Below are 14,159 nucleotides of genomic sequence, written 5' to 3'. Positions count from 1 at the left end.
CCACAAACGGACTTTCTTAGGCGTACTTAAAACGCCTCTACTGATTCGGACTAAATCAAATTTAGTCGTCATCGCTACTTTACGAATAATATTTGCAGCACCGTTGCAGTCTGCATTTATTTTGATTCCGGTTCCAGATTTAAATAAACCGCGATTAGTTCTAATACCACTACTCTTCCACCCGTCGGGTTTCTCACCATATTTAGGTAGAATATCATTATCCAAAAACGATGTTTTAGAGGTATAACTTTCTTCGGTTTCAATAAACTCAATTCCGTATTGCTCGCATAACTGTTCAATACGGTTTTTTAGTTTTGCGGTTGGGATTTGGACAAATTTTTGATTGTTCTTTTTCCCCATATTCGCGCTATCTTTTTGACCAGTATTCCAACCAAAAACAATTGAACCAATGCTTTTATCAATGCAGTGGTTAATTACAGCTCTTGCTGCTTTATTAACAGCGTCACGCATTTGACGGTTACGTTTTTCTGTCAGTGCTGCGAGTCTATTTGACCAAAAACCTTGGGGTTTATTTTCTTTGATTTTGGCGACAGATTTGTTATACCACTGATTTAAGCTTTTGAGATGTAAGCCATCAACTATAAAAGATGTTCCAATATTAGATACACAAGTTAACCAATTATTCAAACCGTGGTCGATTCCTAGCACTTTTGATTTATCAAATTCAATATTTTCTAATTCTGTTTTATAAACAAATTCGGCATAGAAGCATCTATTCCTTGGTAATATTCTTATTTCTTTAATAGCTGACCAATTTAAGTTAGTAGGCATTGGTAGAAAAAAATCAGATATTCCAAACCATGCCTTAACTTGGGTTCCTAAAGGGAATCTAATTTGACCGTTTTTTAGTTTCAACCACCTTTTAGGATATGTGACAGTAAATAAACCACCAGGTTTTCTATAGTTTGGTGCTTTTGGTTTTTGATTTAACTCTCCATTTTTAGATTTAGCTGATAACTTTTTAAACGATTTAAAAGCTTCACCAACATTCAAGCAAGTTTGCTGCATAGAGGATGCATAACCCGCGTTGAAATGTTTGTTAGTTTTCATCTGAGCAGTTAAGTCAAACCCGCTAACAATCTTCCCTGTTTTAAACCATATTTGCCTAGCATAGTAGACAGAACAGTTATATAAATTATTAGATTCGTAGCAAAGATACTCAATTATCGATGCGGTTTCTTTGTCACACTTTATCAATCCTTGTTGACAGCCAAACACTTTGTTCTCCGGTTGCTCATCTATATTTGTTATGTTAGATTGTTGGTTGACAACTGTCAACCCGTCAACCAAATATTATGAGAAAAGACTCTGTAGGATATAGGCACAATGAACATTCTGTAGGCTTGGCTACGGTTCACTTAGTTTGGGTACCTAAAAGAAGGAAGCCTGTACTAAAAGGGAATGTTAAATTGCGATTATCTGAGATATTAGATTCAGTCGCGGTAGATAACGAATGGATTATCAAGGCTAAAGAAATAGCTTCAGACCATGTACATTTACTTATAGAGTATGACGAAAAAACAGCTATTTTTAATGTCATCAAAGCATTCAAAGGGAGAAGTTCAAAATTACTAAGAGATGAGTTCCCAGAATTGAAAAAACTCCCATCACTTTGGACTAGGAGTTACTTTTACGATACGTCTGGGAAAGTTAGCACTAGTAAGGTAATGGCGTATATAAACGACCCGCATCATGAAAGACATTAATATTGAATTCAGATAAATCGCGAAATGTGGCGGACAGAGTACTCTGTCCGCCCACTTTCGCTGCTATGTCGCTTTTCCACCCCGGTTTAAAAACACGGGGCTACCAAGCATCGGACTTTACGTGTTGTTCCAATCATCATAATTATTTTCCTATAACTCTAGTGCTAGGGTTATTAACCTAAATAATAATATACAAGATTTCCTACCCTCAAAAAATAATCAAAAACCAAATCGGGATATATTCCACTACCAACATCGTCGGAACAATTGAGATAAATTAAATATTGGCTCGCGGCATCAATTGGAGTATTCACTCGTTTAAAGCAGATGACAACAAAGTTACTGAACAATCGTTATCAAGTTATCCAGGTGTTAGGTGCTGGTGGGTTTGGTGAAACCTTTTTAGCAGAAGATACTCATCTTCCTTCTCGTCGTCGTTGTGTTATCAAGCAACTCAAACCGTTGGTAGACGATCCAAAAACCTATGAAAAAATTCAGCAACTTTTTGAACGAGAAGCAACAACTTTAGAATTTCTCGGTGAAGGTAGCGACCAAATTCCTAACCTTTACGCCTATTTTGCGGAAAATGGTCTGTTTTATCTGGTTCAGGAATGGATTCAAGGGCAAACTTTAACAAATATTATTGAAGTTAATGGATGTTTGGATGAAAAAGCTGTCAGAGAAATTTTACTTAGTTTGCTATCGGTTTTAGAATACGTTCACTCGAAAGGAATTATTCACCGCGATATAAAACCCGATAATATTATTTTCCGCAGTTCTAATAGTAAGCCGGTTTTAATTGATTTCGGTGCGGTCAAAGAAACTATTCGTAATACCGTCAATTCTTCGGGAAAACCGACGCAATCGATGGTGATTGGGACACCGGGATATATGCCGATCGAACAAGCTGTAGGACATACAGTCTTTGCTACTGATATTTACAGTTTGGGTTTAACCGCAATTTATTTGTTAACTGGGAAACATCCCCAAGAATTAGAAACTGACCCGCAAACTGGTAAAATACTATGGGAAAATTATGCCTCTGGAGAATTATCTACTTCTTTTAAAGCAATTCTTGATCGCGCGATCGATCCAAATGTAGGTAGTCGCTACAGTACTGCCAGCAAAATGCTTGATGCATTAAAGTCAAAGACTTCTACTACTGCTTCACCCGCATTTAACCAGAATACTCAAAAAACAGTTGCAGTATCTCCCGCAGCCGGAATTCCTCGAAATACCCCAACTCCAACTTCTACAAACTGGTTAAAACCCGGTTTAATTTTCGGTGGTTTGCTAACTGCTGGATTAATTGGGGGAGTGGCGATCGCCAATTTTAACCGTCAACAACCGGAGGAAAAGGTCGTCATATCTCAAACGCCGTCAGATATTAATAGTAGTCCTATTCCTTCTCGCGAACCAATCACCGAAGTCGAACCATCCGAAATCCCGGAAATTCAACCTCCATCACAGCCACAAATTGCTCCACCGCAACCGCAGCAGCAACCAATAATCGAACCAACACCTGAACCAACACCGGAAAACAACCAGCCGTCAGTCATTCCAATACCAGAACCACAACCCCAAATAATTTCGACTCCTGCTCCTATCCCTACTCCTAAAGCTTCAGCACCTCCAAAAGAAATTGAAAAACCAGTTGTTAATAATACAAACAATCGTAGTTTTCCAGTATTTCCTACAGGTATTTCTGAAAACAATGTCAAAGCAAATTTAGGACAGCCAACCAAAGTTTCTAAAGGTTTATGGAATACCCGCGCCTATCTTTATAAATTACAACCAAATCGTGTAGACCTCGGTTTGCTTTTTGACCGTCAATCTGGAATATTGCGGCAAACAGAAGCCTCTCTCGCCCAATCCGTGGGAGCAAACATGATGGAAAATACTTTAAGAGGAATGTTAGCAGGTAATATAAATGGCGATATCCAGCAAGGATTGCAGCAAGTTTATCAGCGCCAAACAAACCAATATTCCTTTCAAACCGGCGGTTTAAAAGGAGTAATCGAACGCAATCAAGAAGACCGCATTTATATTGCTGTCTGGGATGCGGATTTACATTAAACCAATTCGCAATTCGCAATTCGCAATTCGCAATTAATAATTACGGATTGCGAATTTTAAAAATTTATTACTTAACCGAAACCTTAGCACCAGCTTCTTCAAGCTGCTTCTTAGCATCTTCAGCAGCTTCTTTGGTAATAGCTTCTTTAATTGGTTTAGGAGCGGATTCTACTAAGTCTTTGGCTTCCTTCAAACCTAAGCCGGTAATACCGCGTACAACCTTGAGGATCGCAATCTTCTTATCGGCTGGTACGTCTTCAAGTACTACGTCAAACTCAGTTTTCTCTTCTTCAGGTTCAGCAGCAGCAGCACCAGGCGCTCCGGGCATCATTCCGGGCATCATCATCATGCCACCACCACTGGAAGCAGAAGCATCTACTTGAAATACTTCTTCGATTTGCTTAACTAGTTCGGAAGTTTCGAGTAAGCTCAAAGACTTCAAGCTTTCCATGATTTCATCGGTTTTTGCAGACATTTATTTACTCCTGAAGTTTTGTGTTGTTTTGTTACTTAAATCAAGAATTCTTTTTAATCTAGATTTTTCAAGTCAGACTTAGTTTGTTTATGTACAATCCAAGATCCAAAATCCTAAATCTAGAAGTTAAGAGTCCCCAGAACTTTCTTTCTCGGAAACTGCTTTGACTGCGCGTGCCAAGGAATTTGGTACTTCGTTGATACCTCTTGCCAATTTGGTTGGTACTGCGTTGAGTCCCACAGCCAATTTGGTTGCAATCGAATTCAAACCACCAGCCAAGCGAGCCATAAGTTCTTGCTTGGAAGGCAAATCCTTGAGTGCTTTGACTTGATCTACACTCAAAGCCTGTCCTTCAAGTACTCCACCACGAATTTGTGTTTTCTTGGTGACTTTTTGGAATTCTTCGTAAGCCGTAATGGCATCTTTTAAGTCTTCTTTTACTAGCAAAAAGACTGAAGAATCTTGAAGGTACTGCGTCATTGGCTGCCATAGAGTATCTTCTTCAACAGCAATACGCATCAAGGTGTTTTTGGTTCTTTTACAAACAGTACCAGTTGGACGCATCCGATTACGCAAATCGCTAATTTCCGATACGCTTAGTCCTTGGTATTCAATTACTAATGCCAGGGAAGATTCGCTCAAAAGTCCTTTGAGGTCGGCGACTATCTCCTTTTTGTTCTCTAGCGTTCTACCCATTTTATATCACCTCCTTCATGGTTTTTTTCGACCTTAAAAACAACAAAACCCTGACTGCAACAGCCAGGGTTTAACATTTGTAAAAACTTCTTTACAAGTAATTACAAAATCCTTAGATCATCTAATTCTTACTACTAGTAGAGAAAGAAGAAATGGGATGTTAACCTAGGCAGGAAATTAAGCTTTTGTAAAAGCACCTGCTGTCTCTGGCTGTTACGTATTGAGTTTTTAAGCTATGTCGCTAAGTTTTAAATCGCGCAAAGCGTTGACATCTAGTCTAATCGATGGTCCCATTGTGGCAGATACGTAAATAGTCCGCCAATAGCGACCCTTTGCTCCTGAAGGACGGTTACGTTCAATGCTTTCTTGCAACGCCTTCAAGTTTACCAATAAATCTTCTGGAGAAAAAGATGCCTTACCAAACATAACATGAACTATGCCAGTCCGGTCGGCTCTAAATTCTAATTTACCAGCTTTGAATTCTCCGATCGCACCTACAAGGTCAAATGTGACGGTTCCACCTTTAGGAGATGGCATCAAACCACGCGGTCCTAATAATTTACCAAGTTTTGCTACTTGCGGCATGACATCGGGGGTAGCAATTAGCTTATCAAAATCCATTCTTCCTTGCTGGATTTCGGTAATCAGTTCTTCAGAACCAACTACATCAGCACCTGCACTAGTTGCTTCTGCGACTTTTTCGCCTCGCGCAATTACTGCCACTCTGATGTCTTGTCCGGTACCTTTAGGCAGTACTACTGTTGTCCGCAACTGCTGATCTGTATATTTGGGGTCAATTCCCAAGCGAATATGCGCTTCTGCTGCTTCGGGGAATTTTGCTGTTGCCGTTTCTTTAAGCAAACTTAAAGCTTCTATCGGTTGATATTCTTGATCTTCTATCTTTTCATGCAGCGCTATCATACGACGCGACAATTTTGCCATTTGTTCCTCCTGGGGTAATTAGCGAGATTAATTCTCTCCCCCAAATAATTTTGGATTTTAGATTACTCTACGAGAAGACGCTTGCGCGTCAATGGATTTTGGATTTTAGTTAGTTGTTGGTTACTAGTTATAAATTCATAACTCTTAACTCTTAACTCCTAACTTTCTTAATCTGATACCGTTACACCCATATTACGAGCAGTACCCGCAATAATTTTCATCGCCGCTTCGATGTCGTTGGCGTTCAAATCGGGCATTTTAGTTTCGGCTATTTCTCGCAATTGGTCTTTTGTGATTGAACCAACTTTGGCTTTATTTGGTTCGGCAGAACCTTTTGCTATTTTGGCTGCTTTGGTAATTAGTACCGATGCTGGAGGAGTCTTGAGTATAAATGTAAAACTCCGGTCTTCAAAAACCGAAATTTCTACCGGAATCACCGTCCCAGCTTTATCAGCTGTTTTGGCGTTGTACTCCTTACAGAACATCATGATATTAACACCGTGCTGACCTAAAGCAGGTCCCACAGGAGGTGCTGGGTTAGCTTTCCCAGCTTGCAGAGCCAGTTTAATAATCGCTGTTATTTTCTTCGCCATTTCCTACTAGCTTTGTTTTTCTACTTGGTTAAATTCCAACTCTACTGGCGTATCTCTTCCGAAAATCGAAAGCAGTGCTTTGAGCTTGCTTCGTTCCGGACTTACTTCAATTACTTCACCTTCAAAGTCTTTGAATGGACCTGAAAGCACAATTATCTTATCACCAGCAGCCATGTCAATTTTCACTACTGGCTCTTGTTCGGTAGCTTGCTTGAAGATCCTTTCTACTTCACTACGAGAAAGGGGTAACGGTTTTACGTGACCACGCCCTCTTCCACTACCTTTTTTTTGTTCGGCTCCTACGAAGTTGATTACATGGGGGGTGTTTCGCACCACCTGCCAGATATCATCTTCCATTTCCATTTTTACCAGTACATAGCCAGGAAATACTTTTTCCTCTGTCTGGTAACGACTGCCATCTTTACGGATTTTGACTGTTGGCGTGTGTGGAATCTCTACCTGAATTATTTTGTCAGCCACATCAAAGGTTTGAATGCGCTGCTCCAAGTTGGTTTTTACACGCTTTTCGCAGCCAGAGGCTACTTGCACTGCATACCACCGGGGTGCTTGCACGCCATCGTTTGACGCTGCGTCCATTTCCTCTGACTGCAACGGCGAATTACGGTCTTCGTCTGTTGCAGAAGTCATTTAAATACCACTGTTGCTGCCCAAGCAAAGAATTTATCTACAAAAAATATCACTGTAGCGGAAAGGGTTACCATTAACAATACGGCTGCGGATTCACTCACCAACTGTTTACGACTAGGCCAAACGACTTTTTCAAATTCCTCTCTAGTTCCTTTAAAGAAGTTGCCAGCATTAAACCCGCTACTCATTTCCTGTACCTGTACTTCGTTTTTCTTGGCCATAGTCAAATACCTCTCCCCCAATCCTATATTCTTACTATACGGAACGTCTCCATTAAATAGTAACAGTTCTGAATTAGACCACTATTCATAAAATTAGATGTATAAAGCTGCTATAAAAAATAAAATTAACCCGAAAATCTTAGTAAAACTTTCGGGCTGCATTTTATTTAATAACGCGCCCTGGAGGACTTGAACCCCCGACATCAGGTTTTGGAGACCTGCGTTCTACCAACTGAACTAAGAGCGCACAAGCTTTATTAATTATTATTTGTGCTGGTCTTAACTAGTTTAACCCAATTGTGCCAAATATGATCTATTTTTTCTGAAAACTAATAAAGAGCGGCCAGTGATGCCGCTTTACTGTAGATGCTCGTATCTGTCTCGGGGTAGTTATTGATGTCACAGTGAGCGGTCAAAACGCTGCTTAATCCGGGTAGCTTTCCCGATGCGATCGCGAAGATAATAAAGTTTGGCACGTCGTACTTTACCTCGACGCATAACTTTTATATTATCAATTCGGGGAGAATGCAGGAGAAAAACCCGTTCAACGCCAACACCTTGAAATACTTTACGAACTGTAATAGTTTCGTTGATTCCACCGTTACGCTTGGCAATTACAACTCCTTCGTAGGGCTGTACGCGAAATTTCTCGCCTTCTTTGATTTTTACTCCGACTCTCACGGTATCACCTACGTAAATTAATGGTAGGTCTGTTTTGAGTTGTTCCGCTTCTAGGTTACGGATTATTTCTTGTACGTTCATTAGTTTTTTCAAATCTCACGATCACCAATAATAAATCTATATCGATGTTTTAGTCCACTTATTTAAAATGATTATTTTAATGATTACAATATTTTTTTGTATAAAGCACAATTTGTTTTTATATTCGGTAGTTGATATGGCTGTACTTAGAGTATTGAATGTATGAAATTTAGCGTTGTCATTACAACCTATAACCGTTTAGATTTACTTAAACGAGCAATTAACTCTGCTTTTAGCCAGACTGTTGAGTGTGAAATCGTGATTGCTGATGATTGTTCGTCTGATGGGACTTCCGAGTATGTCAATAATTTCAAGGAACAGCTACCACCACGACAGCAGCAACGACTAATTTACTTTTGTAATAGCGTTAATTCAGGTCATGCTGCAACAGTAAATGCTGGAATTTCTCTGGCTCAAGGTGAGTGGATTAAATTTTTAGATGATGACGACTATCTGGCTCCCAATTGTCTTGAAGAAATGCTTTGTGCGATCGCCATGCGTGAAAGTGCTGTAATCTGCTCTTGTATTGCGTCTCAGGTCAATGAGTTGTCAGCGGAGGTGAGTCGTACACCCGTACTCGGTCCGGGATCGGCTTTTTACATACCCCAAGCGGATATTCATTACGGTATGCTTTTGGAGCGATTACCATTCGGAACTCCGGTTCAAGTCGCTTGTACTCGTGAGGCTTTTTTAAAAAGCGGTGGATGGGATATTAAATTGACGGGCTGCGATGATATTGATTCTTGGATTCGTATTGCTCAGTTTGGAGATGCTATTTTCTTAAATCAGTGTTTGGCTTACCGAACAATTTGGTCTGGAGGATATGACCAAAAAATCTTTCTCCAAAAGCGTTTAAATACTAACATTTTAATGAAAGAGAAGATTTACGCTTTAGTTGACGAACAATACCGCTCTGACATTCCAGCTTTTGATGATATTAGAAATTACTTGAAGCTACATTGGGCAATAGTTGCATTGAAGCAAAAAAAAATCAAAAATTTTCTTAAATTGGCAGATACTTCTGTTTTATCTCTAACTGCTTGGCGGCTTCTGCTTGCTTCGGCTTTAGCACGTCGCGGGAATTTACACACTCGTAATTTACGTAAAATTGTCTTAATTGAATAATGATTTAGCTTTTAATAGGTAGATAATTTTGCCTACATCTAAACTAATGGCAGTAAATACATTGAAAAAACATTTACTGACTAATTAGGTTTATAAAATTATAATAGTTGGAATATACTTGATTTCTTTTAAAGGAGATATCGAAGATTACATATGAGCAGAGCATATTCCTAATATATATAAGAAAAGCGGCTAAAAGACTTCGCAGTTGCGATCGCGGAACGTTTTTATCCTTACGCATTACTTTTGCATAATTTCAGACTAAATAAATTCACTTATTAAAGATGCTCAGTATTCATAGAGCGTATCGTTGATTTTACTTAGATGCGTAAATTTATAGTCAAGCATTTCTTTGATGGTTTAGCTTAGTTAAAGCTAACTTCTCATGACTATCTATTTATAAGAAGCAATATTTTAACTGAAAAAATTTAAAATCATCAAGGAAACAAAATATTGAAAATTTTTATCTTATGTATGAAGTAAAACTTGCTTCGGAGCAGTTACTATAAATTCATGCTTTGTTTAAATGTAACAACTTATTTTAATACGTAGTATGTCGATGAAAATAATCCATATTTTGAACGATATTCAGGAAATTGGTAACGGTATCATCAATGTAGCGGTAGATATTGCTTGTTTGCAAGCTAAAAATGGTCATGATGTAGCGGTAGTTTCTGATGATGGTGAATATGAAATATTGCTTAATAAATATGGTGTTAAACATTATCATTTAAATCAAAAAAGAACACCACAAAATATTATGAAAGCAGGAGTAATTTATCGGCAGATTATCAAAGATTTTCAGCCAGATATCGTTCATGCTCATATGATGACAGGTATGCTGCTTGCAAGTGGTTTGAGATTTGGAAATAATTATGGTTTGGTTTCCACTGTACACAACGAATTTAAGCACGAAAGTATATTAATGGGTTTAGCTGATCGGGTAATTGCTGTCAGTAAAGTTGTGGCTCAAAGTATGAAAAAAAGGGGTATTTCAGAAGATAAATTACGGGTTATTTGTAATGGAACTTTGGGAAGTCCCCGGAACCCGATACATGAATATCAAAATTTACAGTTACACCATCCAGCAATTCTCACTGTTGCGGGAATGTATCAGCGTAAAGGTATTACTGTACTAATAAATGCTTTTGAGCAAATTGCAGATTTATTTCCTCAATCTCATCTTTATTTAGTCGGAAATGGTCCGGATAAAGAGATGTTTGAAACACAAGCAAAACAGCTAAGTTGCATTGATAGAATTCATTTTGAAGGTTATCAGCCAGAACCGCAACGCTACTTAAACTCTTGTGATATATTTGTCCTCGCTTCTTTTCGCGATCCTTGTCCGCTGGTACTTTCAGAAGCGCGTGAAGCCGGTTGTGCGATTATTGCAACCGAAGTTGATGGAATTCCTGAAGCTTTGGATTATGGAGAAGCTGGGCTTTTAGTACCACCACAAAATAGTCAAGCTTTAGCAAATAAGATGATAAATTTGGTGAATGATGCAAATGCATTACACGAATGGAAAAATCGAGCCGGTCAAAATTTAGAAAGGTTGAATGTTAACCGGGTTTATCAAGAAACATTAGCAGTTTATCAAGAGATTAAAGGTTAAATAATTTAACTCCTAACTCCTCACTATTCTTAATTCCCAAATCCAAAATCCAAAATCCTATGACTCCTAACTCCTAACTCTCCTTCCCCATTTTCCACTGAAAAGGTCATGTAGCAAAATATAAAAGCAGGGAATCACAAATAAAGTTAATACTGTTGCTAAAGACAATCCAGAAAAGACTACTACACCCAAAGGTTGTAGGAATTCCGAACCTTGCCCGATACCTAACGCTAGGGGGAACATACCCAAAACTGTGGTAATGGTGGTCATTAATACCGGACGCAAGCGTTGCGGTGCAGCTTGCAAAATTGCGGTTTGACGGTCAACACCTTTTTGTTCGCGAATTTGATTGGCTAACTCTACCATGATGATGGCGTTATTAACGACAATACCTACTAACAACACTGCACCAACGATAACCGTTGCACCAATGGCTGTCTGAGTAATATAAAGTCCGAAAATACCCCCAGCTAATGCCAAAGGAATTGTAAACATAATTACTAAGGGATCAACCAGGGAATTGTACTGCACAGCCATGACCACAAATACCAGAAAAGCGGCTAATCCTCCCAACAATTTCAAAGAGTTTTGCAATTCTTCATTAGCTTGCGATGACGAACTAGGCAATACCAACACACCTTCAGGCAAATCCAAACTCGCGAGTACAGAATTAACTTGTTTTAGTGCTTCCCCTAGACTTGCTCCTTCAGTTAAGTTACCTGCAACAATAAAGACCTGACGCTGGTTAATCCGCTGAATTTCTCCGGGTGCTTGTCCGTCAACAATGTCGGCAACGTCACTTAAACGTACTTGACGATTATTATTTACAAATAAAGGTAATCTTGCCAGTTCCGAAGCAGATTTGATTGATTCTTCGCTCAACTGTACCTTTATATCTACCAAACGGTTATCGCGCTGCAACTGAGTCGGTGTGCTACCCTCGATCGCGGTTTGAATAGTGTCACCAATCGATTGAGTTGTTAAACCTACATCCGCAACTCTTTCCCAGTCGGGTAAAATTTGAATTTCTGGTTGCTGGGGGTCAGCATCGGGACGGAATCTAGCTAAAGTAGCTTGTTCTTCCATTGCTGCTAATACTTGACGACCTGCTTCTTGTAGCGATCGCGAATCATTCCCCTGTAAAATCACATCAACTTCTGCACCACGGACGGGGGAATTACTCAATATTAAACCCCGGACTGCACCGGGACTCAGACGCAAACGAATTCCGGCTAAATTAAGTTTCTCAAACTCAGCGGTCACTTTTTCTACATAAGCTTCTACATCGGTACCGGGTTTTAAGGTAATGGTACTGGAACCCCGTAACGGGTTTTCACTGGTACTAGTACCAAACAGCGCACCTCCAGCAGTGGTAAAAGTATACTCGGTTTCTGGCTGTTCGATCAGAATATCATCTACCGCAGCCATAATTTTGCGGTTGGTTTCCAAAGGTGTACCGGGAGGAAACTGAGCAAATAAGTTGGCTTGTCCGGTACTAATGCGGGGTAAAATTTCTTGGGGGATTTGGGGAATCATCCATAAACTGCTACCACCAAATATTAAAATAGCTGCTCCAATAGCCAGCCAGCGAAAACGCAGCACTTTCGCTAAAAAATTACCGTATGCTCTCGTAGCAGCTTCAAAACTACGATTAAACTGACGTAATAACCAAAATTCGTTCAAACGACTCGACCACCGTAAAGCTAGCAGTCGGGATGTCATCATCGGTACAACGGTGACTGCAATTAAAATCGAAGCTGCAACAGAAAAGCTGATAGTGAGAATTAACTCATTAAATAGCAGCGAAATAAAGCCACCGATTAATAGAAACGGCAATACTGCAACTAAGTTGGTACTAGTGGAAGCAATCAAAGCTGATTCAACTTCCCGGCTGCTTTGTTCGGCTTGTTGGAGTAATTGATGGGGACTCAAACGAGTTCTTGTACTTTTACCCGGAGTCATTCCCGCACCTTCGGCAATATTCTCCAACATGACGATGGAGTTATCAACAACAATCCCCACACCCAAAGCTAAACCACCCAAACTAAAAATGTTCAGAGATAAGCCAAATACACCCATCATAACAATTGCAGCTAGGGTAGCTAAGGGAATTGCCAGTACAATAATCAACGTTTGACGGATAGAACCAAGAAATAATAAAACCGCGATCGCAGCGAGCAAGGTACCAATTAAACCGGAAGTAGTAACGTTTGATATGGAGTTACGGATAAACTGCGATTCATCCGAGGTTGTGGTAATTACTGTTCCTTCTGGAATTAAACCGGATGCTTTTAGCTGTTCCAAACGCTGTTTGACGCTATCGACAACATTAACTGTATTGCTATCCGGCTGTTTTTGAACGCTGAGTTTTACTGCTTCTTCGCGATTGAGTGAAACGAATATTCGTTGTTCTTCGGAACCATCGATAACTTGGGCAAAATCTCGTAGGTAAACGCGACGAGGGGGAGTAGCAGTTGTAGAAGATTCGGAAGCAGAAACTTCAAAGGAAAGATTTTCAATCTCTTGAGCATCTTGAAAACGTCCCACAGTCCGGATTAACGGCTCGGAATTTTCACCAAATATTCTGCCACCGGAAACGTCTTGGTTACGACTCCTCAGTTCATCAAGTACGTCTGTTAATCCTACGCCCAAAGCTTGCAAGCGGTTCAAGTCAATATTTACTCTAATTTCTTCTTGAAGCCCTCCTGATACATCTACCCCCGCAACCCCCGGAACTACACCAAGTTCACGAGCGAGTTCTTCTTCAGCAAATACACGCAGGTCAACGCCTTTTAAATCAGGTGAAGTTAAGGCAAATTCATAGACTGGTAATTGGGAAGGGTCAAATTTGAAAATACGCGGTGCTTCAAGAGTATCGGGTAAACTGCTTCTGGCTCTGTTATATGCAGCTGTCGCATCATTAAGGGCTTGGTCAATGTTACCCCCCGGTTGAAAATACAAATCGACGCTGATATTACCTTCACGAGTTTGGGAATATACCTGAAGCACACCTTCTGTACGAGCAAAAGCTTCTTCTAATGGTCTGGTAATTTCATCAACCCCCACTTCCGGGGAAATTCCCGGTGCTGTAATACGTGCGCCAATTCGGGGATAGGTAATTGATGGCAGTAAATCTACGGGTAATCTGATTGTATAAAAAACACCTAGCACAATTACTGCTAGTGTCAGCATCAACGTACCGATATGCTGACGAATTGAAACACCGCTAATACTAAATCCGTTTGGGTTAACTTGTTGCATATTACCAGTGAACAGTGA

General features: G+C 39.8%; 13 protein-coding genes, 1 tRNA gene and 1 other annotated feature. Of the genes, 4 read left to right on the top strand and 10 right to left on the bottom strand.

Annotated elements, in window-relative coordinates; translation table 11 throughout:
• A partial coding sequence (locus VB797_RS13820; RefSeq protein ID WP_323238267.1) for a transposase occupies nucleotides 1–1,239 on the bottom strand: 1,239 nt, incomplete at its 3' end.
• Nucleotides 1,240–1,316: 77 nt separating this feature from the next.
• Here VB797_RS13820 and tnpA point away from each other — a divergent pair.
• Complete coding sequence (gene tnpA / locus VB797_RS13815) at nucleotides 1,317–1,727, top strand: IS200/IS605 family transposase (RefSeq protein WP_323238260.1); 411 nt, start codon at nucleotides 1,317–1,319, stop codon at nucleotides 1,725–1,727.
• A 327-nt stretch (nucleotides 1,728–2,054) separates the two neighbouring features.
• Nucleotides 2,055–3,803 (top strand): protein kinase domain-containing protein, encoded by a 1,749-nt coding sequence (locus VB797_RS13810; protein WP_323238259.1) that lies wholly within the window; start codon nucleotides 2,055–2,057, stop codon nucleotides 3,801–3,803.
• Nucleotides 3,804–3,870: 67 nt separating this feature from the next.
• On the opposite strand, the gene rplL is transcribed toward VB797_RS13810, so the two are convergent.
• The 8 genes from rplL to rplS form a co-directional block, all read right to left on the bottom strand.
• Nucleotides 3,871–4,278 (bottom strand): 50S ribosomal protein L7/L12, encoded by a 408-nt coding sequence (gene rplL, locus VB797_RS13805; RefSeq protein WP_323238258.1) that lies wholly within the window; start codon nucleotides 4,276–4,278, stop codon nucleotides 3,871–3,873.
• A gap of 126 nt (nucleotides 4,279–4,404) precedes the next feature.
• The gene (gene rplJ / locus VB797_RS13800; RefSeq protein ID WP_323238257.1) at nucleotides 4,405–4,974 is read right to left on the bottom strand and encodes a 50S ribosomal protein L10; all 570 of its coding nucleotides are present in this window, start codon (nucleotides 4,972–4,974) and stop codon (nucleotides 4,405–4,407) included.
• 33 nt (nucleotides 4,975–5,007) lie between these two features.
• Nucleotides 5,008–5,202 (bottom strand) — a sequence feature (ribosomal protein L10 leader region).
• Nucleotides 5,203–5,916, bottom strand: a complete 714-nt coding sequence (gene rplA, locus VB797_RS13795) for a 50S ribosomal protein L1 (RefSeq protein ID WP_323238256.1) — start codon at nucleotides 5,914–5,916, stop codon at nucleotides 5,203–5,205.
• Nucleotides 5,917–6,083: 167 nt separating this feature from the next.
• The gene (gene rplK, locus VB797_RS13790) at nucleotides 6,084–6,509 is read right to left on the bottom strand and encodes a 50S ribosomal protein L11 (protein WP_323238255.1); all 426 of its coding nucleotides are present in this window, start codon (nucleotides 6,507–6,509) and stop codon (nucleotides 6,084–6,086) included.
• 6 nt (nucleotides 6,510–6,515) lie between these two features.
• Nucleotides 6,516–7,157, bottom strand: coding sequence for a transcription termination/antitermination protein NusG (nusG, locus tag VB797_RS13785; protein WP_323238254.1), 642 nt, complete (start codon nucleotides 7,155–7,157; stop codon nucleotides 6,516–6,518).
• Complete coding sequence (gene secE / locus VB797_RS13780) at nucleotides 7,154–7,378, bottom strand: preprotein translocase subunit SecE (RefSeq protein WP_323238253.1); 225 nt, start codon at nucleotides 7,376–7,378, stop codon at nucleotides 7,154–7,156. Before secE ends, nusG begins: the two co-directional genes overlap by 4 nt.
• 174 nt (nucleotides 7,379–7,552) lie before the next feature.
• A tRNA-Trp gene (locus VB797_RS13775) sits at nucleotides 7,553–7,625 on the bottom strand.
• A 152-nt stretch (nucleotides 7,626–7,777) separates the two neighbouring features.
• The gene (rplS, locus tag VB797_RS13770; protein ID WP_323238252.1) at nucleotides 7,778–8,140 is read right to left on the bottom strand and encodes a 50S ribosomal protein L19; all 363 of its coding nucleotides are present in this window, start codon (nucleotides 8,138–8,140) and stop codon (nucleotides 7,778–7,780) included.
• Between the two features lie 162 nt (nucleotides 8,141–8,302).
• On the opposite strand from rplS, the gene VB797_RS13765 reads away from it, so the two are divergent.
• Both VB797_RS13765 and VB797_RS13760 read left to right on the top strand, forming a co-directional pair.
• Nucleotides 8,303–9,265 carry a glycosyltransferase family 2 protein gene (locus VB797_RS13765; protein ID WP_323238251.1) on the top strand — a complete coding sequence of 321 codons (963 nt, stop codon included), beginning with the start codon at nucleotides 8,303–8,305 and terminating at the stop codon, nucleotides 9,263–9,265.
• Between the two features lie 559 nt (nucleotides 9,266–9,824).
• On the top strand, nucleotides 9,825–10,880 hold the full coding sequence (locus tag VB797_RS13760) for a glycosyltransferase family 4 protein (RefSeq protein ID WP_323238250.1): 1,056 nt from the start codon (nucleotides 9,825–9,827) through the stop codon (nucleotides 10,878–10,880).
• A 66-nt stretch (nucleotides 10,881–10,946) separates the two neighbouring features.
• On the opposite strand, the gene VB797_RS13755 is transcribed toward VB797_RS13760, so the two are convergent.
• Nucleotides 10,947–14,141, bottom strand: a complete 3,195-nt coding sequence (locus VB797_RS13755) for an efflux RND transporter permease subunit (protein ID WP_323238249.1) — start codon at nucleotides 14,139–14,141, stop codon at nucleotides 10,947–10,949.
• Nucleotides 14,142–14,159: the final 18 nt, after the last annotated feature.

The sequence above is a fragment of the Rivularia sp. UHCC 0363 genome (genome assembly GCF_034931125.1).
Taxonomy (GTDB): domain Bacteria; phylum Cyanobacteriota; class Cyanobacteriia; order Cyanobacteriales; family Nostocaceae; genus Rivularia.
The sequence above is the reverse complement of the archived record's forward strand: the minus strand, read 5'-3'. Positions and strand labels throughout refer to the sequence as shown.

Excerpts from the sequence above, each read along its gene's own strand:
- tnpA (WP_323238260.1), top strand. The coding sequence starts at position 1,317 with ATGAGAAAAGACTCTGTAGGATATAGGCACAATGAACATTCTGTAGGC.
- VB797_RS13810 (WP_323238259.1), top strand. The coding sequence starts at position 2,055 with ATGACAACAAAGTTACTGAACAATCGTTATCAAGTTATCCAGGTGTTA.
- rplL (WP_323238258.1), bottom strand. The coding sequence starts at position 4,278 with ATGTCTGCAAAAACCGATGAAATCATGGAAAGCTTGAAGTCTTTGAGC.
- rplJ (WP_323238257.1), bottom strand. The coding sequence starts at position 4,974 with ATGGGTAGAACGCTAGAGAACAAAAAGGAGATAGTCGCCGACCTCAAA.
- rplA (WP_323238256.1), bottom strand. The coding sequence starts at position 5,916 with ATGGCAAAATTGTCGCGTCGTATGATAGCGCTGCATGAAAAGATAGAA.
- rplK (WP_323238255.1), bottom strand. The coding sequence starts at position 6,509 with ATGGCGAAGAAAATAACAGCGATTATTAAACTGGCTCTGCAAGCTGGG.
- nusG (WP_323238254.1), bottom strand. The coding sequence starts at position 7,157 with ATGACTTCTGCAACAGACGAAGACCGTAATTCGCCGTTGCAGTCAGAG.
- secE (WP_323238253.1), bottom strand. The coding sequence starts at position 7,378 with ATGGCCAAGAAAAACGAAGTACAGGTACAGGAAATGAGTAGCGGGTTT.
- rplS (WP_323238252.1), bottom strand. The coding sequence starts at position 8,140 with ATGAACGTACAAGAAATAATCCGTAACCTAGAAGCGGAACAACTCAAA.
- VB797_RS13765 (WP_323238251.1), top strand. The coding sequence starts at position 8,303 with ATGAAATTTAGCGTTGTCATTACAACCTATAACCGTTTAGATTTACTT.
- VB797_RS13760 (WP_323238250.1), top strand. The coding sequence starts at position 9,825 with ATGAAAATAATCCATATTTTGAACGATATTCAGGAAATTGGTAACGGT.
- VB797_RS13755 (WP_323238249.1), bottom strand. The coding sequence starts at position 14,141 with ATGCAACAAGTTAACCCAAACGGATTTAGTATTAGCGGTGTTTCAATT.